This is a genomic window from Streptomyces sp. NPDC054786, assembly GCF_053611685.1.
The window spans coordinates 114905-141656 of sequence record NZ_JBSHAW010000025.1; the positions used below are offsets into that span (position 1 = coordinate 114905).

A 26752-nucleotide genomic window follows, 5' to 3' on the forward strand; every position below is an offset into this window, starting at 1 on the left:
GGGGCCCCCCCACCGGGGGCCACTAACCCCCCCGCCCCCCCGCCCCGGCGTCGGGGGGCCCGCCCGCACGGGTGGGTATGCGGCGGGAGGGCCCCAAGGGCCGCCCCGCTACTCCGGCTTCTTGCGCCGGGTACCGAAGACGATCTCGTCCCAGCTGGGCACCGCGGCGCGGCGACCGGGCCGTACACCGTCCGCCTCGGCCTGCCGGTCCGTCGTCCCGGTCAGCCGGTCGCGATGACCGGCCACCGCGCGCGGCATCAGCACATCGGCGTACGCGGAACCCGCGCCCGCACTGGCCGCCGGGGCGGGCGGCTCCTCGACCTCGGCCTCGGACTCCTCGTCGCTCTGCGCCGACTTCACGGTCTCCGGTACGACCATGTCGCCACGGAAGCTCGGTACCGCCTCCAGCAGGCTGGTCAGCGAATCGCGCTCGCGCTCACCGACGGCCTCCTCCGCGACCCGCGGCTCGCCGTCCTCGCCGTTGGACTGCGCCCCGCGCTCGCCGCGTTCGGGCGTCTGCCGGTCCAACGCGCGGTCCAGCGGCCGGTCGCGCGGCAGCCGTGCGATCCGTGGCACGAACGGGAAGCTCGGCTCGGGCGTGTCGTCGCTCTCGCCGATCAGCGCCCGCGCCTCGTCGTCCACGGCCTGGACGAGCCGCCGGGGCGGGTCGTACGTCCAGCTCGCCGAGTGCGGTTCGGCCGCGACGCGGTAGACCAGCAGCACCTCCCAGGTGCCGTCGTCCCGGCGCCAGGAGTCCCACTGCACGCTCTCCTTGTCGGCGCCGCGCAGCAGCAGCCGCTCCGCCACCGCCTCACCGAGCTGCGGACCGGTGTTCTCGCCGGGCCGCCGCACCGGGGTCTTGCGGGCCCGCTCGGCCATGAAGGCGCGTTCGGCGAGCACCGGCCCCTCGAAGCGGCGCACCCGGTCGACGGGGATGCCGGCGAGCTGGGCGACCTCTTCGGCGGAGGCACCGGCTCTTATACGCGCCTGGATGTCCCGCGGACGCAGATGGCTCTCGACCTCGATCTCGATCTGGCCGAGGCGTGCACGGTCATTGCGGACGGCGGCGCGCAGCCGTTCGTCGATCGGAAGCGTGTACTCGGTGCTGTCCGCAGCTTTGAGCACCAGCCGTGTGCCGTCGTTGGAGACGGCCACGACACGCAGTTCGGGCATGGGGACCTCCCGGGTGGTGCCTGCCGACGTCACTCGCGTCGCTGCTTCCGCTAGTCGAGTGTGGCCTGCCCGGGTGCAGCCTGCCACAACATTGCCGAGTTGCCCGGCGTGTCGGGGCTTGGCCCTGAAACGCCGTTATGACACGGTTACCTGTTCGCCACGCTCAGTGACCATGCCGCTTGCTCTGTCACCGTTCACCCGTGCCGAGCGGCGGCGCCCCGGGGTGAGTGCCGCCTTCATGGCCCCCTCCCCTGGGTTCCGGGCAGCCGGACGGGAACCGGGGCCAGGGCTCGCCACAGTACTCCATTCGGACCACTGAGGTGGACCGCCGCGCCGCTGAACTTCTGGGCGCGCAACGGAGTTGGGTCGTCTTGTCGATCTCTCTACCTGGCACGCAGGTGGCAAGTTTCACAGATTCCCCAAAATCGGAACTTTTGGCTCCGCCGAATGGTCACTTCTCCATGCAAGATGGATCGAACGGGCTATCAAAGGTTGGAGATGGACGAAGAAACCGAAAGCGACACGAAGAAGAAGGAGAAGCGGATTGACCTGAGCATTGCTCAGGTAGCCGGCAGCGCGCTCGCTGCGGCGGTCGCCGCGTACCTCGCGGGCCGGCTCGGCGTCTACGGAAGCATCATCGGCGCGGGTGTGGTCAGTGTCGTGGCCACCACCGGCGGCTCGGTGTTCCAGCACCTGTTCCGGCGCACCGGCGAACAGCTCAAGGAGGCGACGGTCACCACCCGGCCGAAGCCACACCGCTCCTCCTCCACCCGCACTCGATCCACCGCCCCCGGCGCCCGGCAGGCCGAGCCCACGATGGTGCTGCCGACCTTCGACAAGGAGGGCACGGAGGACAAGGTCACCTCCGTCGCGGCCAGAACGAGCGGGTACGGCACGGCCCGTACGCAGCTGGTCCCGCGGGTTGAACAGGCCCGCCGCCGCGATCCGGCGGGCGCCCACCCCGCCCCTGGGGCCGATGACGCGACCCGGATACTGCGCTCCGCCGAGCCCGATGCGACCCGCGCACTACGTGTGGTGGACGGGACCGGCCCGGGGCGGCCCGCCGACCGGACGCAGCTGGTACCGCGTCTCGACGAGCGGACCATGGCGCTGGGTCAGGCCGCCGCCCGCCAGCCCGGAGTCCCGGCAGCGCGGCACCCGGCCGGCCCGCCCGAGGAGCTCAGCACCGCGACGTACGGCACCCGGCTGCGCGGCTGGAAGCGGCCGACTCTCGGTGCGCTCGCGGTCTTTGCGCTCGCCATGGGAGTGGTCACCGGCACCGAACTGATCACCGGGCAGACGCCGAGCGGCGAGCAGGGCACGACGCTGAGCAATATCACCCATACCGGGGGAGGCAGCCGGCAGCAGCCCCGCACCCCGCAGTCGCCCGGCTCCGGCCACTCCCCGGGTGACGGCAGCCGGCGCGGCAGCGGTGACCGGCCGAGCCCCGACCCGGGCAACTCGGGCGACACCGGCACCGGCCGGGAAAAGGACGGCGGCTCCCCGTCGCCGGACCCGAACCCGTCCGACGGCGGCAAGACCTCGCCGGACCCCGGCACGCCCTCGTCGCCGGATCCGTCGCCGAGCGGCTCAGCCGGGGACGGCGGCACCGGCTCCGGCGACGGTTCGACCGGCACCGGAAACCAGGGGGACCACCCGGACGAACAGCAGTCCGGCGCGCCGGACCCCGGCCCCGGCGCCTCCTCCTGACCCGAGGCGGCCGTCCGGACGAGGCGGACCCGCAACAGCTGCGGCCCGGTGCCCACCCCAGGGCGCCGGGCCGCAGCCGTCGCCGGTCAGTCCCCCAGGACCCGCCGCAGATAGGCGTTGGCGAACCGGCGTTCCGGGTCCAGCCGGTCGCGCACCGCGGTGAACTCCCCGAACCGCGGATAGGCGTCGGCAAGGTAGGCGGCATCGCGGGTGTGCAGCTTCCCCCAGTGCGGGCGTCCGTCGTGTGCCGTCATGATCCGCTCGGCGGCCGCGAAATACGCCTCGTACGGCGTCCCGCAGTACATGTGTACGGCGAGGTACACGGTGTCCCGGCCCGAAGCGGTGGACAGCGGAATGTCGTCGGCGGGCGCGGTCCGCACCTCCACCGGGAAGCTGACCTTGAAGTCCGAGCGTTCCACCAGAGCCTTGAGCTCGCCCAGCGCCGCCACCGCGGCCGCGCGGGGCAGCGCGTACTCCATCTCCACGAACCGCACCCGCCGCGGCGAGGTGAACACCTTGTACGGGATGTCGGTGTACGTACGGGCCGACAGCGCGCGGCTGGAGATTTTGGCGATGCGGGGTATGGCGGCCGGTACCGCCCGCCCGACGGTGCAGGCGAGCTGGAAGACCCCGTTGGACAGCAGCTCGTCCTCGACCCAGCCGCTCACTCTCCCGGGTGGCGCCGCCGGGCCCTGGCTGCGGTTGTTGCGCTTGGTGTTGCAGCTGCCGGTGTGCGGGAACCAGTAGAACTCGAAGTGTTCGTTCTCGGCGACCAGCTCGTCGAACCGGTCCGTCACCTCGTCGAAGGCCATCGGCTCCTCGCGCGCGGTCAGCAGGAACTCCGGCTCCACGGCGAAGGTCAGCTCGCTGATCACGCCCAGCGCGCCCAGGCCCAGCCGCGCCGCGGCGAAGACCTCCGGGTTCTCCTCGGCCGAACAGGTCAGGACCGAGCCGTCGGGGGTGACCAGTTCCAGGGCGGTGGTCTGGGCGGCGAGCGAGGCCGAGTCGCGGCCGGTGCCATGGGTGCCGGTGGCGGCCGCCCCGGAGACCGTCTGTTCCATGATGTCGCCCATGTTGGTCAGCGACAGTCCGTGCGCGGCCAGCGTCTCGTTGAGGCGCTTGAGCGGTGTACCGGCCGCCACCGTCACCGTGCCGGCCTCGCGGTCGACGGTGCGGATGCCGGTCAGTTGCTCGGGGCGGATCAGCAGCCCGTCGGTGGCGGCCGCCGGGGTGAAGGAGTGGCCGGTGCCGGCCGCCTTGACCGTCAGCCCGTCCGCGGCGGCGGCGCGGACCGCGGCCGCCAGCTCCTCCGTGCTCGCCGGGGCCACGCTCCGGGCGGGGCGGGCGGTGACATTGCCCGCCCAGTTGCGCCACGGCCCGGCTGTCGGACCGCGCCCTCCCGAGCCGCCGACGGCATTGCTGACTGCCATGGTGACGTCCCCTCCCTCCGCGCGGGCCGGCCGTGTTCGGCCGCCGTTGTGTGAGCGCATGATGTCAGTCACCGACGTGCCGTTCAGGCGGGGTGACGGGAATCACAAAGCCAGGGAATCGGCTGGAATCGCCCGGCTCCCGGACATGTCGTACCGCCGGTAACTCGCCGACGGGCGGGGCGGGTTCACACGGACCGGCGGGCCGGCGCCACGCGGGGCGGGCGGGCCCCGATCGACGGGACAGGTCCTAGGCGACGCTCTCCTCGCCCTGCCGCTCCGTGGCCGGACCGGGCCGGCCGGGCAGGCCGCCCGCCACGGCCGGGCCCGCCACCGGAGGCGACTGCGGGCGGAGCCTGCGGTAGCCCGCGAAAGCCACCAGCGCGGCGAGCACGCCCGCCGCCCCCGGCACCAGATAGCCGCGGGCGGCCCCGGCGGCGTCCACCACCCAGCCGGCCGCCGACGAACCGAGCGCGACGCCCACCGCCAGACCGGTGCTGGTCCAGGTCATGCCCTCGGTCAGTTTCGACCGCGGCACATGCTCCTCGACCAGCGCCATCGTGGTCACCATCGTCGGGGCGACGGACAGCCCCGCGACGAACAGCGCGACGGCCAGCAGCGGCAGTGAACCCACCAGCTGCAGTGGCACCATGCTCACGGCCATCGTGCAGACCCCCACCACCCAGCGGCGGGACGGATGGCCCTTGAGGTGCAGCAGCCCGAAGACGGCACCGGCCGCACACGAGCCGAGGGCGTAGACCGCCAGCACCAGGCTGGCCGCGGCCTTGTGCCCGGCCTCCTCGGCGAACGCCACGGTCACCACGTCGACCGCCCCGAAGATCGCGCCGGTCGACACGAACGTCACCACCAGCACCTGCAGTCCCCGCGAGCGCAGCGCCGACCCCTGGGCGTGCTGCTCACGCGGATGCGGCACCGGCTCCGTCGCACGCTGCGCCGTCAGCCAGAACACGCCGGCGGCCAGGAAGCCGGCGGCCAGCAGCGGACCGGCCTCCGGGAACCACGCGGTGGACAGGCCGATGGACAGGATTGGTCCCACGATGAAGCACGTCTCGTCGACGATCGACTCCCACGCGTACGCGGTGTGCAGCTCGCGCGGGGAGCCCCGGTAGAGCTCGGCCCAGCGCGCCCGGACCATCGAGCCGACGCTCGGCACACACCCGGCACAGGCCGCGAAGACGAACAGCAGCCAGTCCGCCCACCGTTGCTGGGCGCTCAGCAGCAGACCGGCGACCGCGGCGATCGACACCAGGGTGGCCGGGCGCAGCACCCGGCTCTGGCCGTGCCGGTCCACCAGCCGGGAGATCTGCGGGCCGAGGACCGCGGCGGACAGCGCGATCGTCGCGGACAGCGCGCCGGCCAGGCCGTAGCGGCCGGTCAGCTGGGAGATCATCGTGACGATCCCGATGCCCAGCATCGACAGAGGCATCCGGCCCAGCAGTCCGGCGGCGGAGAACGACTTGGTGCCGGGGCGGCCGAAGATGGCGCGGTACGGACTGGGCAACGGGGGTGCTCCGCCGGTGAGGACCGAAAAGATCGGTAAGGAATGACAGGGGCCGATACAGCTTACGGGCGGTCTGCCGTCGGCCGCCTCCGAATTTTCGCAACCTCCTCCGGCCCGTCGGCCCTCCCGGCGCCGGGACCTGCCCGCCGCACCCGCGGGAAGGGTGGCAGGATCGATGGCATGCCCGAACAGTGCGATCCCCGCCCTTATGACGCCCTGCTGCTGCTGTCCTTCGGCGGTCCCGAAGGCCCCGACGACGTCGTCCCGTTCCTGGAGAACGTCACCCGCGGCCGCGGCATCCCCCGTGAGCGCCTCAAGGAGGTGGGGCAGCACTACTTCCTGTTCGGCGGCGTCAGCCCCATCAACGCCCAGAACCGGGAACTGCTGGACGCACTGCGCAACGACTTCGCCGGGCACGGCCTGGACCTGCCCGTCTACTGGGGCAACCGCAACTGGGCGCCCTACCTGACCGACACCCTGCGCACCATGGTCCACGACGGCCACCGCCGTATCGCCGTCCTGGCGACCAGCGCCTACGCCTCGTACTCGGGCTGCCGGCAGTACCGCGAGAACCTCGCCGACGCCCTCGCCGCCCTCGGGGCCGAGGGTCTGCCGGTGCCGCAGGTCGACAAGTTGCGGCACTACTTCAACCACCCCGGCTTCGTCGGTCCGATGGTCGACGGCGTGCTGGCGTCCCTCGCCGCACTGCCCCGGGAGGTGCGGGACGGCGCCCATCTCGCGTTCACCACGCACTCCATCCCCACCGCCGCGGCCGACACCTCCGGCACACCCGCCGACCACACCCGGGACGGCGCGGGCGGCGCCTATGTCGCCCAGCATCTGGACGTGGCGCGGGTGGTCGCGGACGCCGTCCGCGCGGAGACCGGTGTGGACCACCCCTGGCGGCTCGTCTACCAGTCCCGCAGCGGCGCCCCGCACATCCCCTGGCTGGAGCCGGACATCTGCGACCACCTGGAGGAGCAGCACGCCGCGGGCGTTCCGGCCGTCGTGATGGCACCCATCGGGTTCGTCTCCGACCACATGGAGGTCAAGTACGACCTCGACACCGAAGCCACCGCCAAGGCCGCCGAACTGGGACTGCCGGTCACCAGGTCGGCCACCGTGGGCGCCGACCCGAGGTTCGCCGCGGCCGTCCGCGACCTCCTCCTGGAGCGCGCGGCCACCGAACGGGGCCGCACCCCGGAGCGCTGCGCCCTGGGCGCCCTCGGTGCCGGCCACGACCTGTGCCCCATCGGCTGCTGTCCCGCGCGCGCACCGCGCCCGGCCGCCGCCGGCGCCGACTGGCGGGGCCCGGCCGCCGAAGCCCCCGCGTAAACCCCTCCGCCCCCGATCACCGCTCGTCCGAGCAAGGAGCATCGTGCCCGACCCGCTGCACCCCGACGCCCCGCAGACCGATCCGGCGCATCACGAGGCGCTGTACGACGAACTTCTCGAACTGGCGCTGGAGGCCGCCCGCCGCGCGGGGGCGCTGCTGCGTGACGGCCGGCCCGCCGACCTCGGTGTGGCCGCCACCAAGTCCAGCCCCATCGACGTCGTCACCGAGATGGACCTCGCCTCCGAGAAGCTGATCACCGGCTTCATCGCGGAGCACCGCCCCGACGACGGCTTCCTGGGGGAGGAGGGCGCCAGCTCCGACGGCACCAGCGGCATCCGCTGGGTCATCGACCCCGTCGACGGCACCGTCAATTACCTCTACGGGCTGCCGGCCTGGTCGGTGTCCATCGCGGCGGAGAAGGACGGCGAAGTGGTCGTCGGGGTGGTCGCCACCCCGATGCGCGGCGAGACCTGCCAGGCCGTCGTGGGTCGTGGCGCGTTCAACAACGGCGAGCGCATCCGCCACCGGCCCGCGCCGCCGCTCTCCCAGGCGCTCGTCGGCACCGGGTTCGGCTATCTCGCCGAGCGCCGGGCGGCGCAGGCGGAGGTGGTGCGCACCCTGCTGCCGCAGGTCCGCGACATCCGGCGCGGCGGCTCGGCCGCGATCGACCTGTGTGATGTGGCCTGCGGCCGGCTCGACGCCTACTACGAGCGCGGTCTGAACCCCTGGGACCTGGCGGCCGGCGCCCTGATCGCCCGCGAGGCCGGCGCGCTCACCGGTGGGCGCCCCGGCCGGCCGGTCTCCCACGAGCTGACCCTCGCCGCCTCCCCGGCTCTCTTCGAGCGGCTCCAGCCCCTCCTGGACGAGCTCGGCGCCTGGCACGACTGACCGGACCGCCGTCCGGGCACGACAGCGCCCCGGCACCATCCCCTGGATGCCGGGGCGCTGTCGTTCCGTACGCCGGGGAGAGGTCAGGCGTTGCTGACCGCTCCGTACCGCACGCCGTGCTCGGTCGCCAGTCGCTGCAGGTCCTCGAGTTCTGCCTGCTCGACCTCGGCGAGGAAGTCATCGCCCGCAGCGCGGGCCCGGTCCAGATCGGCTTCGGTGTTCTCTATGCGCTGCAAAATGCCTGCGGTGAACGCGTCCATGTGCGCCCCCTCGTCGTGGGTCGGTGGGCACGGGGGTGTGCCGACGGGTGGGTCGATCGATCACGGCGTGGTCCCTGCGATGGATCAGTTCATGGCACGTAGCCGAAGCAACAGGGCGTGATCGCGGGTGTACAGCCGTCCTCCCCACACCCCACCTCAGGGAAACCTCAACCCTCCCAGGAATCATGTCCGTCGGGCGCCGAGGCCCGGGCTCTCCACCCCTCCGCACCCCTCTTACCGCCGGTTTATGGCTCTTCGGGGCAGGATGGAAGAGCTCTGAAGACTTTGTTGTGCCTGCCCGCAAGGGCCCTGAGGAAGGACTAGCGACGTGCGTGTTCTCGTCGTCGAGGACGAGCAGCTGCTCGCCGATGCGGTGGCCACCGGACTACGCCGGGAGGCCATGGCCGTCGACGTGGTCTACGACGGCGCTGCCGCCCTGGAACGGATCGCGGTCAACGACTATGACGTCGTCGTGCTGGACCGTGACCTTCCGGTCGTCCACGGTGACGATGTCTGCCGCAAGATCGTCGAGCTGGGGATGCCCACCCGTGTCCTGATGCTCACCGCCTCCGGCGACGTCAGCGACCGCGTCGAGGGCCTGGAGATCGGCGCGGACGACTACCTTCCCAAGCCCTTCGCCTTCACCGAGCTGACCGCCCGGGTACGTGCCCTCGGGCGCCGTACGACCGTCGCGCTGCCGCCCGTCCTGGAGCGGGCCGGCATCAAGCTCGATCCCAATCGCCGCGAGGTGTTCCGCGACGGCAAGGAGGTCCAGCTCGCCCCGAAGGAGTTCGCGGTGCTGGAGGTCCTGATGCGCAGCGAGGGCACGGTCGTCTCGGCGGAGCAGCTCCTGGAGAAGGCCTGGGACGAGAACACCGACCCGTTCACCAACGTCGTGCGGGTCACGGTCATGACGCTGCGCCGCAAGCTCGGCGAGCCCGCGGTGATCGTCACCGTCCCCGGCTCGGGATACCGGATCTGACCGGCGATGCCCTCCCTGCCCTCGTTCTCCAAGGCGGCCACCCCGCCGCCGCCCGTTCCGCCCAAGCCGACCTGGGACCCCAGGCCGGTCGATGTCCGTCCGTTCCCGTGGCTGCGGCCCACGATCCGGATACGGCTGACGCTGCTGTACGGCGGCATGTTCCTGATGGCCGGGATCGTGCTGCTCACGATCATCTACATGCTGGCCGCGGACGCGCTGCACGACGGCAGCGCGCTGCCGCTGAAGATCCTCGGCGGGAAGTTCCAGTCGACCAGTGACATCTGCGACCTGCCCACCGAGACGTCCGGGCAGCTGCTCCAGCAGGCCGTCGAACAGTGCCTGCAGCACCAGCGCGCGGTGGCCCTCAACAGCCTCCTCAACCGCTCCCTGCTGGCCCTGCTGGGTCTGACCATCGTGGCCTTCGCCTTCGGCTATGCGATGGCGGGCCGGGTGCTGTCGCCGCTGGGGCGGATCACGCGTACCGCCCAGCGGGTGGCCGGCTCCGATCTGCACCGCCGGATCGAGCTGGGCGGGCCGGACGACGAGCTCAAGGAGCTCGCCGACACCTTCGACGAGATGCTGGACCGGCTGGACCGGGCCTTCGAGTCGCAGCGGCGGTTCGTCGCCAATGCTTCGCACGAGCTGCGGACGCCGCTGGCGATCAACCGCACGCTGCTGGAGGTCCAGCTCGCCGATCCGGAGGCGTCCCCCGAGCTCGCGCAGCTCGGCAAGACGCTGCTGGCGACGAACGAGCGCAGCGAGCAGCTGGTGGAGGGCCTGCTGCTGCTCGCCCGCAGTGAGAACAAGGTCGTCGACAAGAAGCCGGTCGACCTGTCCGAGGTCGCGTCCCAGGCCGTCGACCAGACCCGTGAAGAGGCGCACAGCAAGGGTGTGGAGTTCCGCGGGGTCCGCCAGCAGGTCTTCGTGCAGGGCAACGGTGTCCTCCTGGAGCGCATCGCCCTCAATCTCGTCCAGAACGCGGTGCGCTACAACGTGCCGGAGGAGGGCTGGGTGGAGGTCACCACGGAGCCGCAGCCCGGCTGTGCGGTCCTGGTGGTCGCCAATACCGGTCCGGTGGTGCCCGCCTACGAGGTGGAGAACCTCTTCGAGCCGTTCCGGCGGCTGCGCACCGAGCGCACCGGCAGCGACAAGGGGGTCGGCCTGGGTCTGTCCATCGTGCGTTCGGTCGTGCGCGCGCACGACGGCACCATCACGGCCGAGCCCCGTGAGGGCGGCGGACTCGTGATGCGGGTCGTCCTGCCGCTCTGACGCAGGCCAGAGGGCGGTTGTACGCCCGCTGGAGCCACTGTGCGCCCCCGTGAGCAGTCGTCGGACATCTGTGCGTACGATCGCCCGTCTCGCGGCCGTACGCCGCTTCGCCTGCCGGTTTGACGAGAAGGGGGGTCGGCGTGGATCCTTCGCCGAGTTCGCTTTGCGCGGAATTGAACCGGTCCGCCCACCGGTCTGCGCGTGTGTGATGCCTCACAGACGCGAAATTCCGGCCATCTACGCTCCGTGATCGAAATGCCCGTCGGAATGCCGGGGAAGTCCGGGTTTCCGGGGGGTGAGATCACGGGAAGTAGAGGTGATGGGCTGCGCGAGGTGCGACATTCGGACCGTGTACGGTCCTGATCGCCATCCAAACCGATCACCTCTTCAGGGGTGCGGTTGGGTGTCGATTGAGTAACAGACCTTGATGTGAGGCAAAATCTCCGCCTCAGGTCGGGCACAAGTCCGGCCTCTCACGCGTTACGAGCGCTGAGACACCGCAGACACCCAGAGGGGGAGAGCGAAAATGGCTACGGATTACGACACCCCACGCAAGACCGACGACGATCTCAACGAGGACAGCATTGAAGAGCTGAAGTCGCGGCGGAACGACAAGTCCGCCTCGGCCGTCGACGTCGACGAGTTCGAGCAGGCCGAGGGCCTGGAGCTGCCCGGCGCGGACCTGTCCAACGAAGAGCTGGCCGTGCGCGTGCTGCCCAAGCAGCAGGACGAATTCACGTGCATGAGCTGCTTCCTGGTCCACCACCGCAGCCAGCTGGCCGCGGAGGACAAGAACGGGCAGCCGATCTGCCGCGACTGCGCGGCCTGAGACCGGTCTACGCCGTGGCAGGCGTGAACCCGTTCCGTAAGGGCTCCAAGGGCGTCAAAGGCTCGGCGGCCGGCGCACGATCACGCGAGGAAACCGCGCCCGTGCCCGCCGACCCGACCGCCCTCCCCGCGGAGCGGACGACCGGTGCACTGCAGTGGGGGCACCTCCCGCTCGAGCGAAGCCGAGAGCGGGGGAGAGGCCGCACGGCCTCGCTCGCGGCCATGGTCGGCCGTGGTGCCGGACGAACCGGCGGCAGGGTGCGGGCAGGGGTTGCCGCGATCGCCGACCGGATCATCGACACCGCCCCGCGGATCCCGGTCCGCGACCTCGCCACCCTGCGCGCCCAGTTCCCCGGACTGACCCCCGAGGACCTGGCCGACAAGCTCGTCGCGGGCGCCTGCAGGGGCACCGCCACCGTCGGAGCGGGCGTCGGCGCGGCAGCGATGCTGCCCGTACCGCCCGCCATGCCGGCCGAGCTGGCCGCCGAGGTCACCGGTGTGGCCTCGGTCGAGATCAAACTGATCGCCGAACTGCACGAGGTCTACGGGCTCCGGCCCGCGGGGAATTTCCGGCAGCGGGCGATGGCCTATCTGACGTCCTGGACGGAGGAGCGGGGCGTCGACATCGCCAAGCCGACCTCGCTGAACATCGCCCTCGGCGGGCAGATGAAGCGCGAGCTGCGTCAGCAGATCATGAAGCGCACGCTGCGCAACCTCCCCAACCTCACGCCGTTCATGGTCGGCGCCGCCGTCGGCGCGTTCATGAACCGCAGGGACACCAGAAAAGTTGCGGAAAAAATCCGTAAGGACCTGCGCACGAAGCAGGTCCCCTGGGACGCCCTTCCCGACTCCGCGCCGACCGCCCTGATGGGCATCGAACGGGCCGGAGAGACCCCGCCGCCACCGGGCGACTGATCCACGACCCCGCGCCGCCGGTCAGGCGCGTCCGGCCGCCAGCGCCGCCACCAGGCGCTCCGGCGCCCGCGTCGAGAGATAGGCGTACGGCGTCGGGTCCTGCGGATCGGTGATCTCCACCCGCACCGCGGTGCGGATATAGCCGCGCAGCAGCATGAACGCGCGGGCGTCGGCCTTGTGCGTACGCCACGCCATCGCCTCGTCCGCGTCCAGCGCCCACGCCTCGCCCAGTGCCGTCACCGGGATCTTCGCGTCGCCGGCGATCAGGGCACCGCCCACCACCCGGATCCGCACCGAGCCGTACGAGCTCACCGCCACCGCGGACAGCGCCGCTCCGCCGATCAGTCCGCCGAGCAACCAAAGCGTCCCCAGGGGGAGCAGCATCAGGGCGCAGGCGACGCCGATCAGCGCGGCGATCACCCACCAGGACCGGGGCGCGGTGAGGCGTTCTTCGTACGGCTGCATGGCTCCAGCTTGGCACGGCGGCGCGGGCCCCTTATGCGCGCGGGTAGGGTCTCCCCTCGTGAGTGGAACTGACGAACCCAGGGCGCGGCTGACGCCACCGGCGGACGCTGTCGCTCCGGTCCGGCATGCCGAGGCGCCGGCACCCGGAGAACTTCTCGGCGCGCACTACGACCGGTGCTTCGGCTGTGGCACCGGCCAGCCGCACGGCCTGCATCTGGAGGCGCGGGCCGGCGACGGCGTGAGCGTGTCCGCCGAGTTCACCGTCAAGGAGGCCCACCAGGGTGCGCCGGGGCTGGCGCACGGCGGGGTGCTGGCCACCGCGCTGGACGAGACGCTCGGCTCGCTGAACTGGCTGCTGCGGGTGATCGCGGTGACCGGCCGGCTGGAGACCGACTTCGTACGGCCGGTGCCGCTGGGCACGGTGCTGCACCTGGACGCGCGGGTCACCGCGGTGCACGGGCGGAAGATCTACTCGACGGCCGTGGGTCGCATAGGCGGCCCGGACGGTCCCGTCGCGGTGCGCGCCGAGGCCGTCTTCATCGAGGTGAAGGTCGACCACTTCATCGACAACGGAAGGACCGAGGAGATCCAGGCGGCGATGTCCGACCCGGACCAGGTCAGGCGAGCGCGTGCCTTCGAGGTGAACCCGTGAGTCAGGTACGGAATCCGGTGGATGTGCTGCTGCGGAGGCTGGATCCGGACGTGCCCGTTCCGTCGTACGGGCATCCCGGCGACGCGGGTGTGGATCTGGTGACCACCGAGGCCGCCGAGCTGGCGCCGGGGGAGCGCACCGTGCTGCCCACCGGTGTGTCGATCGCGCTGCCTGACGGGTATGCGGCATTTGTGCATCCGCGGTCCGGACTGGCCGCGCGCTGCGGCCTGGCGCTGGTCAATGCCCCCGGGACGGTGGATGCCGGGTACCGTGGAGAGATCAAGGTGATCGTGGTCAATCTGGACCCGCGCGAGAGCGTGCGGTTCGAGAGGTTCGACCGGATCGCCCAACTGGTCGTCCAGCAGGTCGAGAAGGTGCGCTTCCACGAGGTGGCGGAACTTCCCGGCTCGGCGCGGGCCGAGGGGGGATTCGGTTCCACCGGCGGTCATGCGGCGGTGGGCGGCTCCACGGGCGGGAATGAATACGCATCGGTCGGTGCCGACCGGGAAGGACAGTGACGTGTTCGGACGTCGCAAGAAGAACGAGGCTCCTGAAGAGTCGGTCGAGGACACCACGCTCGACGAGCACACGGTGAGCGACGCCGACGAGGACGAGGCGCCGCAGCAGCGGCTCAATCTTCCGCCCGCGCCGCGCCCCGACGGTCCCTGGGACGCGTCTGAGGTCTCCGAGCCCGGCGAGGGCCGGGTGGACCTCGGCGGGCTGTTCGTGCCGGGTGTCGAGGGCATGGAGCTCCGGGTGGAGGTCGCCGGTGACGCCATCGTCGCCGCGACCGTGGTGCTGCAGGACAGCGCCGTACAGCTGCAGGCCTTCGCCGCCCCCAAGAACGAGGGCATCTGGGGCGAGGTCCGCGAGGAGATCGCCACCGGCATCACCCAGCAGGGCGGGGTCATCGACGAGGTCGAGGGCCCGCTGGGCTGGGAGCTGCGTGCCCAGGTACCCGTACAGCTGCCGGACGGCACGAACGGTGTGCAGGTCGTGCGCTTCATCGGTGTGGACGGCCCCCGGTGGTTCCTGCGGGGTGTGATCTCCGGCCAGGGCGCGGTGCAGCCGCAGGCCGCGGGCGTGCTGGAACACATCTTCCGGGACACCGTCATCATCCGCGGCGAGGGCCCGATGGCCCCCCGCGATCCGATCGTGCTGAAGCTGCCGGACGACGCCCAGATGGTGCCGGACGGTGTGCAGCAGGACTCGGTCGAGCAGTCGCGCTTCGGCGGTGGCGTCGAGCGCCTGGAGCGTGGACCGGAGATCACCGAGATCCGCTGACACATCCGGCGGCCGGGCGGCGTGATGGCGCCCGGGTGACGGCTGGATCGTGACGGTCGCAAGGGCCCGTACTCCCCTATGGGGGGTGCGGGCCCGCTCCGTTTGTGCAGGTCAGGTCGCGACGCGTAGGAAAGTCGTCAAGGGAACGCCAATGGCCGTAAGGGAGCCGTCAACGGCGGTCACAGACGGCTGGAACGGCGCTTTGCTCTAGGGGTCCTGTCCTCCCCATTCCACTAGGAGCACACGATGGCCGATGTGGCCTTCGTCGTCGTCACGATCGCGGTCTTCGCGTTGGTGGCTCTCGTCGCCAAGGGGGTGACGAAGCTGTGACCGCGGAAAACATCGTCGGTCTGATCGTGGCCGTCGCCCTGCTCGGCTACCTGGTCCTCGCCCTCGTCTTCCCGGAGAGGTTCTGAGGTGTCGACTGCTGCTGCCGCAGCGGGCCACATGAGCCCCGTTCTCGCAGGCGTGCTCCAGCTGACAGCGCTCACCGCGGCGCTGGCCCTGGCGTACCGCCCCCTCGGCGACTACATGGCCGCCGTCTACAGCTCCCCCAAGCACCTCCGCATCGAGAAGGTCATCTACCGCTGCATCGGCGCGCATGCGGACGCCGGGATGCGCTGGCCGGCCTATCTGCGCGGCGTCCTGGCGTTCTCCGCGGTGGGGGTGCTCTTCCTCTACCTGCTGCAGCGCGTCCAGGGCGGTATGCCGCTGTCCCTCGGCTTCGCGTCGATCGGCCCGGACCAGGCGTTCAACACCGCGGCGTCCTTCGTCGCCAACACCAACTGGCAGTCCTACAGCGGCGAACAGGCCATGGGCCACGTCGTGCAGACCGCCGGTCTCGCGGTGCAGAACTTCGTCTCCGCCGCCACCGGCATGGCCGTCGCCGTCGCTCTCGTCCGCGGCTTCGCCAGGTCGCGCACCGGCGATCTCGGCAACTTCTGGGCCGACCTGGTCCGCGGCACCGTGCGGGTGCTGGTGCCGATCGCCGTCATCGGTGCCCTCGTCCTGGTCGTCTGTGGTGCCATTCAGAACTTCTCCGGCATCCACGAGGTCGGCCAGTTCATGGGCGGCTCCCAGCAGACCAACGGTGGCGCGGTCGCCTCCCAGGAGGCCATCAAGGAACTGGGGACCAACGGAGGCGGCTACTTCAACGCCAACTCCGCCCACCCCTTCGAGAACCCCGACGCCTTCACCAATCTCTTCCAGGTCTTTCTGATCCTCGTCATTCCCTTCGCGCTCACCCGCACCTTCGGCAAGCTCGTCGGGAACGTGAAGCAGGGGTACGCCGTCCTCGCCACGATGGGCGTCATCTGGCTGGGCTTCACGGCGCTGATGATGTGGACCGAGTTCGCCCACGGCGGTCCGGCCCTGCAGGCCGCGGGCGCCGCCATGGAAGGCAAGGAGACCCGCTTCGGCGTCGGCGGCTCCTCGATCTTCTCGGTGGCCACCACCCTCACCTCCACCGGCGCGGTGGACTCCTTCCACTCGTCCTTCACGGCCTTCGGCGGGGGCGTCCAGCTGCTCGGCATGATGCTGGGCGAGATCGCACCCGGCGGTGTCGGTTCCGGTCTCTACGGCATGCTGGTCATGGCGATCATCGCGGTGTTCATCGCCGGGCTGATGGTGGGCCGTACGCCCGAATACCTCGGCAAGAAGATCGGCACCCGCGAGATCAAGCTCGCCGCCTGCTACATCCTCATCACCCCGACGCTGGTGCTCGGCTTCACCGCTGTCTCGATGGTGCTGCCGGACGCGCTGGGCTCGATGCTCAACACCAAGGCGCTGGGCGCCGGTTCGCACGGCTTCTCCGAGGTGCTGTACGCCTTCACCTCCGGCGCCAACAACAACGGCTCCGCGTTCGCCGGCCTCAATGCCAACACCCCCTGGTACAACACCACGATCGGTCTGGCCATGCTGCTCGGCCGCTTCCTGCCGATGGTGTTCGTGCTCGCACTGGCCGGCTCGCTCGCCGAGCAGAAGCCGGTCCCGGAGACCGCGGGCACCCTCCGTACCGAAAAGCCGCTGTTCGCCGGGCTGCTCGTCGGCACGATCCTGATCATCACCGGTCTGACCTACTTCCCGGCGCTGGCCCTCGGGCCGCTGGCGGAGGGTCTGTCATGACCGCCCCCGTGAAACCGGAGGAGCCCGGCTCCATGTCCACCGCCACTCCGACCCGTGCTCCGCACCAGGACGTCCCCAGTGGGCACAAGCCCGGCGACGGCCGTGTGGGCGGCGGTCTCTTCGACCCCAAGCAACTGATCACGTCCCTGCCGGACGCGATACGCAAACTCGACCCGCGGGTGATGGTCAAGTCGCCCGTCATGTTCGTGGTCGAGGTCGGCTCCGTGCTGACCACGATCTTCGCCTGTACGACTCCCGCCGACTGGTTCGGGTGGGCGATCGCCGCCTGGCTGTGGCTGACCGTCCTCTTCGCCAACCTCGCCGAGGCGGTCGCCGAGGGCCGTGGCAAGGCGCAGGCCGACACCCTGCGCAAGGCCAAGACCGACACCGTGGCGCGCCGTCTGAGCGGAAGCAGCGAGGAGCAGGTGCCCGGCACCGAGCTGCGCATCGGCGACCTCGTCGTGTGCGAGGCCGGCGACATCATTCCCGGTGACGGCGATGTCGTCGAAGGAGTGGCATCCGTCGACGAGTCCGCCATCACGGGTGAGTCGGCCCCGGTCATCCGCGAGTCCGGCGGTGACCGCTCCGCTGTGACAGGCGGTACGAAGGTGCTCTCCGACCGCATCGTCATCAAGATCACAACGAGGCCCGGCGAGACCTTCATCGACCGGATGATCAACCTCGTCGAGGGCGCCGCACGGCAGAAGACCCCCAACGAGATCGCTCTCAACATCCTGCTCGCCTCGCTCACCATCGTCTTCCTGCTGGCGGTCGTCACCCTTCAGCCGTTCGCGATCTACGCGGGCGCCGAACAGACCATGATCGTGCTGCTCGCACTGCTGGTCTGTCTCATCCCGACGACCATCGGTGCACTGCTCTCGGCCATCGGCATCGCCGGTATGGACCGTCTCGTGCAGCGCAACGTCCTGGCCATGTCCGGCCGAGCCGTCGAAGCCGCAGGCGATGTATCGACATTGCTGCTCGACAAGACCGGCACCATCACCCTCGGCAACCGCCAGGCCGCCGAGTTCGTCCCCGTACACGGCACCACCGAGGCCGAGGTCGCGGACGCCGCCCAGCTGTCCTCGCTGGCCGACGAGACGCCCGAGGGCCGCTCCATCGTCGTCCTCGCCAAGGAGAAGTACGGACTGCGCGAGCGGCACCAGGGCGAACTGACCGGGGCCGACTGGGTCCCGTTCACCGCCCAGACCCGGATGTCCGGTGTGGACGTCGACGGACGCAAGATCCGTAAGGGTGCGTCAGGTGCGGTCATCACCTGGGTCAAGGAGCGCGGCGGCGAGGTCGCGGAGGACGCTGACACGCTCAGCAACGCGATCTCGCAGGCCGGTGGCACCCCGCTGCTGGTCGCCCTGGAGGACGAGCGCGGCCCCCGCGTCCTGGGAGTCATCCACCTCAAGGACGTCGTCAAGGACGGGATGCGCGAACGGTTCGTCGAACTGCGCAAGATGGGCATCAAGACCGTCATGATCACGGGTGACAACCCGTTGACGGCCAAGGCCATCGCCGATGAGGCGGGTGTGGACGACTTCCTCGCGGAGGCCACGCCCGAGGACAAGATGGCGCTCATCAAGCGGGAGCAGGCCGGCGGCAAGCTGGTCGCCATGACCGGTGACGGCACCAATGACGCGCCCGCGCTGGCCCAGGCGGACGTCGGCGTGGCCATGAACACCGGTACCTCGGCCGCCAAGGAGGCCGGGAACATGGTGGACCTGGACTCCAACCCGACCAAGCTCATCGAGATCGTCGAGATCGGCAAGCAGCTTCTGATCACCCGGGGCGCACTGACGACCTTCTCGATCGCCAATGACGTCGCGAAGTACTTCGCGATCATCCCGGCGATGTTCGCGGTGGCCTACCCCGGCCTGGACTCCCTCAACATCATGCGGCTGTCCAGCCCCAGCTCCGCGATCCTCTCGGCGATCATCTTCAACGCGCTGATCATCGTCGCGCTGGTGCCACTCGCCCTCAAGGGCGTGCAGTACCGGCCGGTCAGCGCCGACCGGATGCTGCGCCGCAACCTCGCCGTCTACGGACTGGGCGGTCTGATCGCACCGTTCATCGGCATCAAGCTCATCGACCTGCTCATCACTCTCCTCCCCGGAATCGGGTGACCGCCGTGAACAACTCCGTACGCAACACCGCCCGGTTGATCGGTGCGAGCCTGCGTGCCCTGCTCGTACTGACGGTGGTCTGCGGGGTCATCTACCCGCTGGTGGTCACCGGAGTGGCGCAGGCGGCGTTCGCCGGCAAGGCCAACGGGTCCGAGGTGAGCTCCCACGGCAAGGTCGTCGGCTCGTCGCTGATCGGCCAGCGCTACGACAAGGGCAAGGACAAGAACGGCAATCCGGTCCCGGACCTGAAGTTCTTCCAGCCGCGCCCCGCGGCGGGGCTGGGCAGCAACAGGGCCAACGGCGTCAACACCCGGTACGACCTCCAGGTCTCCGGCGCGTCCAACCAGGGCGCGACCAATACGGACCTCGTCAAGGCGGTGAAGGAGCGCAAGCAGTGGGTCGCCACGACGTACGGCGTCCCCGAGGCGAAGGTCCCGGCGGATGCCGTCACCTCCTCCGGCTCCGGACTCGACCCGGACATCTCGCCCGCGTACGCGCAACTGCAGGCCGACCGGGTCGCCAAGGAGAACCACCTGCCCGGTGGCACGGTGCATGAGCTGGTCGAGCGCCACACCGACGCCCGCATCCTCGGTTTCATGGGTGAACCACGGGTGAACGTACTGGAGTTGAACATCGCGCTGAAGGACCTGGTTCAGGGGCAGGCCAAGAGCTGAGCGCACCGGGTGCACAGGGGCGGCCCCTGGAGGATTTCTCTCCTCCAGGGGCCGTTTCTCTTGCGTTCCTCTCCTTCGGGACCTGAACCACCCGTCGGGGCAAGGCGGTTGATTTCCCACCGCCCTGACGCCAGGTCTTGACGGCACGGTGGCTTGCCCTTACGTTCGCCAGCCATCGCAGGTGTTCATGTCAGCGCCTGTTGTTCATGTACGAGAACAGCTCCCGTCTTATCGAGCATCTCGACAGGAAGGCACCCACCCCCCATGCGCAGAAAGCTCACCCTCGTCGTCGGCGCGCTGCTCGGCGCCCTGACGGCAGGCCTGCTCGCCGGCGCCCCGTCCACCGCGGCGCCGGCCGCCTTCACCCACCCCGGCGTCCTCGTCGGCACCGCTCAGCTCGACTTCACCCGCGGCAAGGTCAACTCCGGGGCCCAGCCCTGGAAAAACGCCTTCGACACCATGAGGGCGAGCAGCTACGCCTCGCTCTCGCGCACACCCAAGCCCCGCGCCATCGTCGAATGCGGCTCGTACTCCGACCCCAACTACGGCTGCACCGATGAACGCGAGGACGCCCTCGCCGCCTACACCCTGTCGCTGGCCTGGTACATCACCCGCGACAGCAAGTACGCGGACAAGGCGATTCAGATCATGGACGCCTGGTCCGGCACCCTCAAGGACCACACCAACAGCAACGCCCCCCTGCAGACCGGCTGGGCCGGCTCCTCCTGGCCACGCGCCGCCGAAATCATCCGCTACACGTACAACGGCTGGCCCAAGGACCGCGTCGACCGCTTCGCCGGCATGCTGCGCACCGTCTACCTTCCCAAGGTGATCAACGGCTCCCGGAGCAACGGCAACTGGGAACTGAGCATGATGGAGGCGGCCGTCGGTATCTCTGTCTTCCTTGAGGACAGGGCCTCGTACGACAAGGCCATCGCCACGTTCCGCGCCCGGGTGCCCGCGTACATCTATCTGAAGTCCGACGGCGATCTGCCCAAGACCACGCCCGGCAGCGGGCTGGACACTCGCGACAAGATCGTCAAGTACTGGCAGGGCCAGTCCACGTTCGTCGACGGCCTCACCCAGGAAACCTGCCGCGACTTCACCCACACCGGTTACGGCCTGTCGGCCATCTCGCACATCGCCGAAACCAGCCGCCTCCAGGGCCAGGACCTTTACCCCGAGGTCGCCGACCGGCTGCGTCATGCACTCGGCTTCCAGGCCACCTACGAACTGGGCACCGCCCCGCCGTCATGGCTGTGCGGCGGCAGCATCAAGCGCGGCCTGGGTCCGGTCACCGAGGTCGGCTACAACGCGCTGCACAACCGGATGCACCACGACATGGCCAACACCCAGAAGCTGACGGATCGGCAGCGGCCGGCCGGTTCCAACAATCTCTTTGTCGGCTGGGAGACCTTGACCCACGCGGAGAACCCGAGCTGATGCGGAGCTGATCCGGACCGGCTTCGGCACGGACGTGGCGTGCGGGCGAGGCGGGTCGAGAGGGCTCTCGCCCGGCCGCCCCCGCGCGTCACCACACGTCGCCGTCGCGCCAGTCGCAGGTGAGGTCGGTGTCGAGGGTGAGGGGGGCGGCCGCGGTCGGGAGGACGTAGATGCAGCCGTCCTCGTCCGCGGTGCGCTGGATGCCGTCCGGGGTGAGTGCCCAGGACCGGCCGCGCCACAGCTGCCAGCCGCGGGCGGCGTAGAAGGAAGCGGCCTCGTCGGCGGCGCCGAGCGCGCCGAGGTCGTAGCCGCCGCGTACGACCCGCTCCAGGGCGCCCATCATGGCCGCGCCGTGTCCGCGCCCGCGCCGGTCCGCGCGGACGCCGACGCCCTCCACGTAACCGCAGCGCAGTGCCCGGCCGCCGTGCAGCAGACGCCGCTGGACCACGGACGCATGCCCGATCAGTTCGCCGTCTTCGTGGACCAGGGCGTGCAGACCGCCGAGTGAGTGCTCCCAGTCCTCCGCGGTCATGTCGTCGAAGACGTCGTAGAGGAGGGTGCGGGCCGCCTTGAGGGTGGCGGTGTCGAGATCGGCGGTGTGGGCGAGACGGACGTCGGTCATGCGGGGCGCCGTCGGATGTGCCTCGGTCATGTGGGTCATGGTCGCAGTCGGCCTGTGGCCCAGCGATGGCATTTTTCCGGCCATGGTTCACCTCCCTCCCGCCTCCCGTATCAGAGTCGCGTCAAGACCGGACGCCAAGGCGCCGCCTGTGCCTTTTGTCCACTTGTCCCGTCGGTAGGCTCGCAGCAGGTTCAGCCCGGTGGGGGCGGCTTTCACGTAAGACAATGGGGCCATGGCACGCGGCAAGCTACGGATCTATCTCGGCGCGGCACCGGGCGTCGGTAAGACGTACGCGATGCTGTCCGAGGCGCACCGGCGCGTGGAGCGGGGCACGGACGTCGTCGTGGCGTTCGTCGAGCATCACGGCAGGCCCCGTACGGAGGTCATGCTGCACGGGCTGGAGCAGATCCAGCGCCAGGAGCTGGAGTACCGCGGCACGGTTTTCACCGAAATGGACGTGGACGCGGTCCTGGAACGCCATCCGGCCGTGGCGCTGGTCGACGAGCTGGCGCACACCAACGTCCCCGGCTCGCGCAACGGCAAGCGCTGGCAGGACATCGAGGAGCTGCTGGAAGCCGGGATCGATGTGATCTCGACGGTCAACATCCAGCACCTGGAGTCACTCGGGGATGTCGTCGAGTCCATAACGGGTGTGCGGCAGCGCGAGACCGTGCCGGACGAGATCGTCCGCAGGGCCGACCAGATCGAGCTTGTCGACATGTCGCCCCAGGCGATCCGCCGGCGTATGGCGCACGGCAACATCTACCAGCCCGACAAGGTGGACGCCGCCTTGTCCAACTACTTCCGGCCGGGCAACCTCACGGCGCTGCGCGAGCTGGCGCTGCTGTGGGTCGCCGACCGGGTGGACGAGTATCTGCAGGAGTACCGGGCGGAGCATTCGATCCGCTCCACCTGGCAGGCGCGTGAGCGCATCGTCGTCGGACTGACCGGCGGGCCGGAGGGCCGTACGCTGATCCGCCGCGCGGCGCGGATGGCGGCGAAGGGGTCGGGCAGCGAGGTGCTCGCCGTCTACATCGCCCGCAGCGACGGGCTCACCTCGGCCTCGCCCAAGGAACTCGCCGTCCAGCGGACCCTGGTGGAGGACCTGGGCGGCACGTTTCATCACGTCATCGGGGACGACATACCCGGCGCGCTGCTGGAGTTCGCGCGCGGGGTCAACGCCACCCAGATCGTGCTGGGCTCCAGTCGCCGCAAGGCCTGGCAGTACATCTTCGGGCCGGGGGTGGGGGCGACCGTCGCCCGCGAATCCGGGCCCGATCTCGATGTGCACATCGTCACCCACGAAGAGGCCGCCAAGGGCCGCGGGCTGCCGGTGGCGCGCGGCGCGCGGCTGGGGCGGGCCCGGATCATCGCCGGCTGGCTCGTCGGCGTCGTCGGACCGGCCCTGCTCTCGCTGCTGCTGAGCGGCATGGTGAACGGCCCCGGGCTGGCCAACGACGTCCTCCTCTTCCTCTTCCTGACGGTCGTCGCCGCGCTGCTCGGCGGGCAGCTGCCGGCCCTGGCATCCGCCGCGGTCGGCTCGCTGCTGCTGAACTTCTACTTCACGCCGCCCACCCACACCCTCACGGTCAACGACCCCAAGAACATCGTCGCCATCGTGATCTTCTTCGCGGTGGCCGTCTCGGTCGCCTCCGTGGTGGACCTCGCCGCCCGCCGCACCCATCAGGCCGCCAGGCTGCGCGCCGAGTCGGAGATCCTGTCGTTCCTGGCGGGCAGTGTGCTGCGTGGCGAGACGACCCTGGATGCCCTGCTGGAGCGGGTGCGGGAGACCTTCGGCATGGAGACTGTGGCGCTGCTGGAGCGCGCCGGCGACGTCGACCCGTGGACCTGCGCGGGCCGGGCGGGCGGTGACCACGGCACGCCGCTGATGCGCCCCGAGGACGCCGATGTCGACATGCCGGTGGGCGACCACATGGCGCTGGCGCTGACCGGCCGCGTGCTGCCCGCGGAGGACCGCAGGGTGCTGGCCGCGTTCGCCGCCCAGGCCGCCGTCGTGCTGGACCGCCAGCGGCTGGTGGGCGAGGCGGAGCGGGCCCGGGAGCTGGCCGAGGGCAACCGCATCAGGACGGCACTGCTGGCCGCGGTCAGCCACGATCTGCGGACCCCGCTGGCGAGCATCAAGGCCTCCGTCACCTCCCTGCGCTCCGACGACGTCGCCTGGTCCGAGGAGGACGAGGCGGAGCTGCTGGCCGGCATCGAGGCGGGTGCCGACCGGCTGGATCACCTGGTCGGCAACCTCCTGGACATGTCCCGGCTGCAGACCGGCACGGTCACCCCGTTGATCCGCGAGATCGACCTCGACGAGGTGGTGCCGATGGCGCTCGGCGGCGTACCGGAGGGCAGCGTCACCCTGGACATCCCCGAGGAGCTGCCGATCGTCGCCGTGGACCCGGGGCTGCTGGAGCGCTCGGTGGCCAATCTCGTCGAGAACGCCGTGAAATACAGCCCGGACGGTGCGGTGGTGCTGGTCTCGGCCAGCGCGCTCGGTGACCGGGTGGAGCTGCGGATCGCCGACCGCGGGCCGGGGGTGCCGGACAGCGCCAAGGACCGGATCTTCGAACCCTTCCAGCGCTACGGTGACGCTCCGCGCGGTGCCGGCGTGGGCCTCGGGCTGGCCGTGGCGCGCGGTTTCGCGGAGGCGATGGGCGGCACGCTCGCCGCCGAGGACACCCCCGGAGGCGGGATGACGATGGTCCTCACGCTCCGGGCCGTGCCCGGCCGGCCGGCGGTCAGGCCCGACCTTCCGGCCCAGGCCACGACATGAGCCGGGCCGCACGGACCACTCCCACCACACGCCCGGCGGGCCCGCCCCGCCGGCCGACGACACCACGAGGAGAACGCCAGTGAACCGGGTGCTTGTGGTCGATGACGAGCCGCAGATCGTCCGCGCCCTCGTGATCAACCTGAAGGCGCGCAAATACGAGGTCGACGCCGCCCCCGACGGGGCCACCGCGCTCAGACTCGCGGCCGCCCGCCACCCCGACGTCATCGTCCTCGACCTCGGTCTGCCCGATATGGACGGTGTCGAGGTGATCAAGGGGCTGCGCGGCTGGACGCGGGTGCCGATCCTGGTGCTCTCCGCCCGGCAGACCTCCGACGAGAAGGTGGAGGCGCTGGACGCCGGCGCGGACGACTACGTCACCAAGCCGTTCGGCATGGACGAGCTGCTGGCCCGGCTGCGGGCCGCGGTGCGCAGGGCCGAGCCGACCGGACCGGCCGAAGACGAGGTGATCGTGGAGACGGAAGGTTTCTCCGTCGACCTCGCCGCGAAGAAGGTCAACCGCGGTGGCCGGGACATCCGGCTGACCCCCACGGAGTGGCACCTGCTGGAGGTCCTGGTCCGCAACGCGGGCCGGCTGGTCAGCCAGAAGCAGCTGCTCCAGGAGGTCTGGGGCCCCTCGTACGGCACCGAGACCAACTATCTGCGGGTGTACATGGCCCAGCTCCGCCGCAAGCTGGAGAGCGATCCCTCGCACCCGAAGCACTTCATCACGGAGCCGGGGATGGGGTACCGCTTCGAGCAGTGAGGGCAGCGGGCCGCGACCGGGATCGGGCACCGCGGCGGGGCGCGGCTTTGTGAGGCGGGTACGAACTCCGTGAGCGGGCCGTGATCTCGCGACCTGGCCACCGGTACGCTGGGTTTATGAGTGCTGGGACCCGTTCCGAGAAGCCGGCCGGCCGCTTCCGCCGGTTGCTCGACAGGCTGTCCTCCTCCGAGGAGGAGCTGCAGTCCGCCGAGCTGCAACAGGATGCGCAGGACGCGGGGTGCACCCGTATCTGCGACTGTGACGACCGGCAGATAGTGAAGGTCACCGGCACCCTGCGGCATGTCACGCTGCGGCCGCGCGCCGGTGTGCCCGCGCTGGAGGCGGAGCTGTTCGACGGCTCCGCGGCGCTCGACGTGGTGTGGCTCGGACGCCGCTCCATCGTCGGGATCGAGCCGGGCCGTAAGCTCATCGCCTCGGGCCGGGTCTCCCTGAGCCACGGACGCCGGGTGCTCTTCAATCCGAAGTACGAACTCCGACCGCTCGGACAGGAGTAGCCGGTGACGTCTCACGACCGACCGACCACTGACGCGGATGCCGACCCCGACGCCTCCGCAGGCCCCCCGACCGACTCGCCCGACCCGGGCGCCCAAGGAGCCGCCGACAACAGGAAGGTGACCGAGGCGGCGCTGTTCGAGGCGTTCGGCGGCGTACGCGGCATGGTGGAGACCGTGGTCCCCGGCCTGCTGTTCGTCACGATCTTCACGATCAACAAGGACCTGCACATCTCGGCGATCGCCGCGCTGGCCGTCTCGCTGGTGCTGGCGGCGGTCCGCCTGATCCGCAAGGACACCGTCAAGCACGCCTTCAGCGGCGTCTTCGGGGTGGCCTTCGGCGTGGTCTTCGCGATGATGACGGGCAACGCCAAGGACTTCTACCTGCCGGGGATGCTCTACACCCTCGGACTGGCCCTCGCGTACATGATCACCACGCTCGCTGGTGTCCCGCTGATCGGACTGATCCTGGGGCCGGTGTTCAAGGAGAACCTCTCCTGGCGCACCCGCAACCCGGGCCGGAAGAAGGCGTACGCCAAGGCCAGCTGGGCCTGGGGGCTGATCCTCTTCGCCAAGTGCGCGATCCTCTTCCCGCTGTACTGGTGGGCGGACACCACCCAGCTCGGCTGGGTGCTGATCGCGCTGAAGATCCCGCCGTTCCTGCTCGCGGTCTATCTCACGTGGATCTTCCTGGCGAAGGCGCCGGCGCCGATCGACGTCTTCGCCGAGATGGAGGCGAAGGAGAAGGCCGAGAAGGAGGCGGAGGAGCGGCGCCGCGGCGAGCGCGAGGTACTCGACCGGGTCGCCGACGACCTCTTCCAGGGCATGGCGTCCGGGGCCGCGACGGAGGCCGACGACGAGCGGCCGCGCCGGGCCCGCCACCGCCGCTGACGGACCGGCGGACGGCACGCACACACCAACGCCGGACGCCCGTACCGAGATCGTCAGCGGTTCGCCCGGGGACCGGGAGTTCGTCGCCGCCTACC

The 26752-nt window shown here is 70.5% G+C and carries 25 protein-coding genes; 19 read left to right on the forward strand and 6 right to left on the reverse strand.

The genetic code is table 11. From position 1 onward, the window contains the following. Nucleotides 1-108: 108 nt before the first annotated feature. Nucleotides 109-1173, reverse strand: coding sequence for a septation protein SepH (sepH, locus tag ACWGI6_RS22040; RefSeq protein ID WP_393903584.1), 1065 nt, complete (start codon nucleotides 1171-1173; stop codon nucleotides 109-111). Nucleotides 1174-1671: 498 nt separating this feature from the next. On the opposite strand from sepH, the gene ACWGI6_RS22045 reads away from it, so the two are divergent. Beyond that, nucleotides 1672-2883, forward strand: a complete 1212-nt coding sequence (locus tag ACWGI6_RS22045) for a hypothetical protein (protein ID WP_453269097.1) — start codon at nucleotides 1672-1674, stop codon at nucleotides 2881-2883. An 86-nt stretch (nucleotides 2884-2969) separates the two neighbouring features. Here ACWGI6_RS22045 and ACWGI6_RS22050 read toward each other — a convergent pair whose 3' ends face one another. Then, a complete protein-coding gene (locus ACWGI6_RS22050) occupies nucleotides 2970-4313 on the reverse strand; it encodes a D-arabinono-1,4-lactone oxidase (protein ID WP_453269098.1) in 1344 nt (447 codons plus the stop codon). Nucleotides 4314-4560: 247 nt separating this feature from the next. Then, nucleotides 4561-5832: an MFS transporter gene (locus ACWGI6_RS22055; protein ID WP_453269099.1), complete on the reverse strand. Its 1272-nt coding sequence runs from the start codon at nucleotides 5830-5832 to the stop codon at nucleotides 4561-4563. 180 nt (nucleotides 5833-6012) lie between these two features. Between ACWGI6_RS22055 and ACWGI6_RS22060 the strand changes: the two genes are divergently transcribed. Both ACWGI6_RS22060 and ACWGI6_RS22065 read left to right on the forward strand, forming a co-directional pair. Further along, nucleotides 6013-7167: a ferrochelatase gene (locus ACWGI6_RS22060; RefSeq protein ID WP_453269100.1), complete on the forward strand. Its 1155-nt coding sequence runs from the start codon at nucleotides 6013-6015 to the stop codon at nucleotides 7165-7167. Between the two features lie 43 nt (nucleotides 7168-7210). Continuing rightward, a complete protein-coding gene (locus ACWGI6_RS22065) occupies nucleotides 7211-8056 on the forward strand; it encodes an inositol monophosphatase family protein (protein WP_453269101.1) in 846 nt (281 codons plus the stop codon). Between the two features lie 83 nt (nucleotides 8057-8139). On the opposite strand, the gene ACWGI6_RS22070 is transcribed toward ACWGI6_RS22065, so the two are convergent. After that, nucleotides 8140-8316, reverse strand: a complete 177-nt coding sequence (locus ACWGI6_RS22070; RefSeq protein WP_006602631.1) for a hypothetical protein — start codon at nucleotides 8314-8316, stop codon at nucleotides 8140-8142. Nucleotides 8317-8644: 328 nt separating this feature from the next. Between ACWGI6_RS22070 and ACWGI6_RS22075 the strand changes: the two genes are divergently transcribed. The 4 genes from ACWGI6_RS22075 to ACWGI6_RS22090 all read left to right on the forward strand — a co-directional run bounded on the left by ACWGI6_RS22075 (nucleotide 8645) and on the right by ACWGI6_RS22090 (nucleotide 12310). Beyond that, the gene (locus tag ACWGI6_RS22075; RefSeq protein WP_006602630.1) at nucleotides 8645-9298 is read left to right on the forward strand and encodes a response regulator transcription factor; all 654 of its coding nucleotides are present in this window, start codon (nucleotides 8645-8647) and stop codon (nucleotides 9296-9298) included. Between the two features lie 6 nt (nucleotides 9299-9304). Further along, nucleotides 9305-10567 (forward strand): sensor histidine kinase, encoded by a 1263-nt coding sequence (locus ACWGI6_RS22080; protein WP_453269102.1) that lies wholly within the window; start codon nucleotides 9305-9307, stop codon nucleotides 10565-10567. Between the two features lie 526 nt (nucleotides 10568-11093). Beyond that, nucleotides 11094-11396 carry a DUF4193 domain-containing protein gene (locus tag ACWGI6_RS22085; RefSeq protein ID WP_003982531.1) on the forward strand — a complete coding sequence of 101 codons (303 nt, stop codon included), beginning with the start codon at nucleotides 11094-11096 and terminating at the stop codon, nucleotides 11394-11396. A 14-nt stretch (nucleotides 11397-11410) separates the two neighbouring features. After that, complete coding sequence (locus ACWGI6_RS22090; RefSeq protein WP_453269103.1) at nucleotides 11411-12310, forward strand: hypothetical protein; 900 nt, start codon at nucleotides 11411-11413, stop codon at nucleotides 12308-12310. Between the two features lie 21 nt (nucleotides 12311-12331). On the opposite strand, the gene ACWGI6_RS22095 is transcribed toward ACWGI6_RS22090, so the two are convergent. Beyond that, nucleotides 12332-12775, reverse strand: coding sequence for a DUF3093 domain-containing protein (locus ACWGI6_RS22095; protein WP_393903592.1), 444 nt, complete (start codon nucleotides 12773-12775; stop codon nucleotides 12332-12334). Nucleotides 12776-12833: 58 nt separating this feature from the next. Here ACWGI6_RS22095 and ACWGI6_RS22100 point away from each other — a divergent pair, with 58 nt between their 5' ends. From ACWGI6_RS22100 to ACWGI6_RS22135, 8 genes are all read left to right on the forward strand, one after another. Then, nucleotides 12834-13427 carry a PaaI family thioesterase gene (locus ACWGI6_RS22100; protein ID WP_393903593.1) on the forward strand — a complete coding sequence of 198 codons (594 nt, stop codon included), beginning with the start codon at nucleotides 12834-12836 and terminating at the stop codon, nucleotides 13425-13427. Further along, a complete protein-coding gene (dut, locus tag ACWGI6_RS22105) occupies nucleotides 13424-13945 on the forward strand; it encodes a dUTP diphosphatase (RefSeq protein ID WP_327154418.1) in 522 nt (173 codons plus the stop codon). Before ACWGI6_RS22100 ends, dut begins: the two co-directional genes overlap by 4 nt. 1 nt (nucleotide 13946) lies before the next feature. Then, nucleotides 13947-14711, forward strand: coding sequence for a DUF3710 domain-containing protein (locus ACWGI6_RS22110; RefSeq protein WP_453269104.1), 765 nt, complete (start codon nucleotides 13947-13949; stop codon nucleotides 14709-14711). Nucleotides 14712-15037: 326 nt separating this feature from the next. Continuing rightward, nucleotides 15038-15127: a K(+)-transporting ATPase subunit F gene (kdpF, locus tag ACWGI6_RS22115; RefSeq protein WP_055544543.1), complete on the forward strand. Its 90-nt coding sequence runs from the start codon at nucleotides 15038-15040 to the stop codon at nucleotides 15125-15127. Between the two features lie 31 nt (nucleotides 15128-15158). Then, a complete protein-coding gene (gene kdpA / locus ACWGI6_RS22120; protein WP_453269116.1) occupies nucleotides 15159-16835 on the forward strand; it encodes a potassium-transporting ATPase subunit KdpA in 1677 nt (558 codons plus the stop codon). A gap of 32 nt (nucleotides 16836-16867) precedes the next feature. Continuing rightward, nucleotides 16868-18967, forward strand: coding sequence for a potassium-transporting ATPase subunit KdpB (kdpB, locus tag ACWGI6_RS22125; protein WP_453269105.1), 2100 nt, complete (start codon nucleotides 16868-16870; stop codon nucleotides 18965-18967). A 5-nt stretch (nucleotides 18968-18972) separates the two neighbouring features. Beyond that, on the forward strand, nucleotides 18973-19641 hold the full coding sequence (kdpC, locus tag ACWGI6_RS22130; protein WP_453269106.1) for a potassium-transporting ATPase subunit KdpC: 669 nt from the start codon (nucleotides 18973-18975) through the stop codon (nucleotides 19639-19641). 264 nt (nucleotides 19642-19905) lie between these two features. Beyond that, nucleotides 19906-21084, forward strand: a complete 1179-nt coding sequence (locus ACWGI6_RS22135) for an alginate lyase family protein (RefSeq protein WP_453269107.1) — start codon at nucleotides 19906-19908, stop codon at nucleotides 21082-21084. Between the two features lie 88 nt (nucleotides 21085-21172). Here the strand turns inward: ACWGI6_RS22135 and ACWGI6_RS22140 are convergent, their stop codons facing one another. Further along, the gene (locus ACWGI6_RS22140) at nucleotides 21173-21706 is read right to left on the reverse strand and encodes a GNAT family N-acetyltransferase (RefSeq protein ID WP_453269117.1); all 534 of its coding nucleotides are present in this window, start codon (nucleotides 21704-21706) and stop codon (nucleotides 21173-21175) included. Between the two features lie 232 nt (nucleotides 21707-21938). On the opposite strand from ACWGI6_RS22140, the gene ACWGI6_RS22145 reads away from it, so the two are divergent. The 4 genes from ACWGI6_RS22145 (at nucleotide 21939) to ACWGI6_RS22160 (ending at nucleotide 26657) form a co-directional block, all read left to right on the forward strand. Beyond that, the gene (locus tag ACWGI6_RS22145) at nucleotides 21939-24491 is read left to right on the forward strand and encodes an ATP-binding protein (RefSeq protein ID WP_453269108.1); all 2553 of its coding nucleotides are present in this window, start codon (nucleotides 21939-21941) and stop codon (nucleotides 24489-24491) included. Nucleotides 24492-24570: 79 nt separating this feature from the next. Then, complete coding sequence (locus tag ACWGI6_RS22150) at nucleotides 24571-25254, forward strand: response regulator (protein ID WP_093491608.1); 684 nt, start codon at nucleotides 24571-24573, stop codon at nucleotides 25252-25254. A 116-nt stretch (nucleotides 25255-25370) separates the two neighbouring features. Then, nucleotides 25371-25769: an OB-fold nucleic acid binding domain-containing protein gene (locus ACWGI6_RS22155; protein WP_030088861.1), complete on the forward strand. Its 399-nt coding sequence runs from the start codon at nucleotides 25371-25373 to the stop codon at nucleotides 25767-25769. Between the two features lie 3 nt (nucleotides 25770-25772). Further along, entirely contained in the window at nucleotides 25773-26657 is an 885-nt protein-coding gene (locus tag ACWGI6_RS22160) for a DUF3159 domain-containing protein (RefSeq protein WP_453269109.1), read from the forward strand. Nucleotides 26658-26752 lie beyond the last annotated feature (95 nt).

Bases quoted from the DNA above. Each gene is read 5' to 3' on its own strand.
- ACWGI6_RS22135 (WP_453269107.1), top strand. From the start codon at position 19,906: ATGCGCAGAAAGCTCACCCTCGTCGTCGGCGCGCTGCTCGGCGCCCTG.
- ACWGI6_RS22145 (WP_453269108.1), top strand. From the start codon at position 21,939: ATGGCACGCGGCAAGCTACGGATCTATCTCGGCGCGGCACCGGGCGTC.
- sepH (WP_393903584.1), bottom strand. From the start codon at position 1,173: ATGCCCGAACTGCGTGTCGTGGCCGTCTCCAACGACGGCACACGGCTG.
- ACWGI6_RS22085 (WP_003982531.1), top strand. From the start codon at position 11,094: ATGGCTACGGATTACGACACCCCACGCAAGACCGACGACGATCTCAAC.
- ACWGI6_RS22095 (WP_393903592.1), bottom strand. From the start codon at position 12,775: ATGCAGCCGTACGAAGAACGCCTCACCGCGCCCCGGTCCTGGTGGGTG.
- kdpA (WP_453269116.1), top strand. From the start codon at position 15,159: ATGAGCCCCGTTCTCGCAGGCGTGCTCCAGCTGACAGCGCTCACCGCG.
- kdpB (WP_453269105.1), top strand. From the start codon at position 16,868: ATGTCCACCGCCACTCCGACCCGTGCTCCGCACCAGGACGTCCCCAGT.
- ACWGI6_RS22155 (WP_030088861.1), top strand. From the start codon at position 25,371: ATGAGTGCTGGGACCCGTTCCGAGAAGCCGGCCGGCCGCTTCCGCCGG.
- ACWGI6_RS22060 (WP_453269100.1), top strand. From the start codon at position 6,013: ATGCCCGAACAGTGCGATCCCCGCCCTTATGACGCCCTGCTGCTGCTG.
- ACWGI6_RS22070 (WP_006602631.1), bottom strand. From the start codon at position 8,316: ATGGACGCGTTCACCGCAGGCATTTTGCAGCGCATAGAGAACACCGAA.
- ACWGI6_RS22050 (WP_453269098.1), bottom strand. From the start codon at position 4,313: ATGGCAGTCAGCAATGCCGTCGGCGGCTCGGGAGGGCGCGGTCCGACA.
- ACWGI6_RS22140 (WP_453269117.1), bottom strand. From the start codon at position 21,706: ATGACCGACGTCCGTCTCGCCCACACCGCCGATCTCGACACCGCCACC.
- ACWGI6_RS22080 (WP_453269102.1), top strand. From the start codon at position 9,305: ATGCCCTCCCTGCCCTCGTTCTCCAAGGCGGCCACCCCGCCGCCGCCC.
- ACWGI6_RS22045 (WP_453269097.1), top strand. From the start codon at position 1,672: ATGGACGAAGAAACCGAAAGCGACACGAAGAAGAAGGAGAAGCGGATT.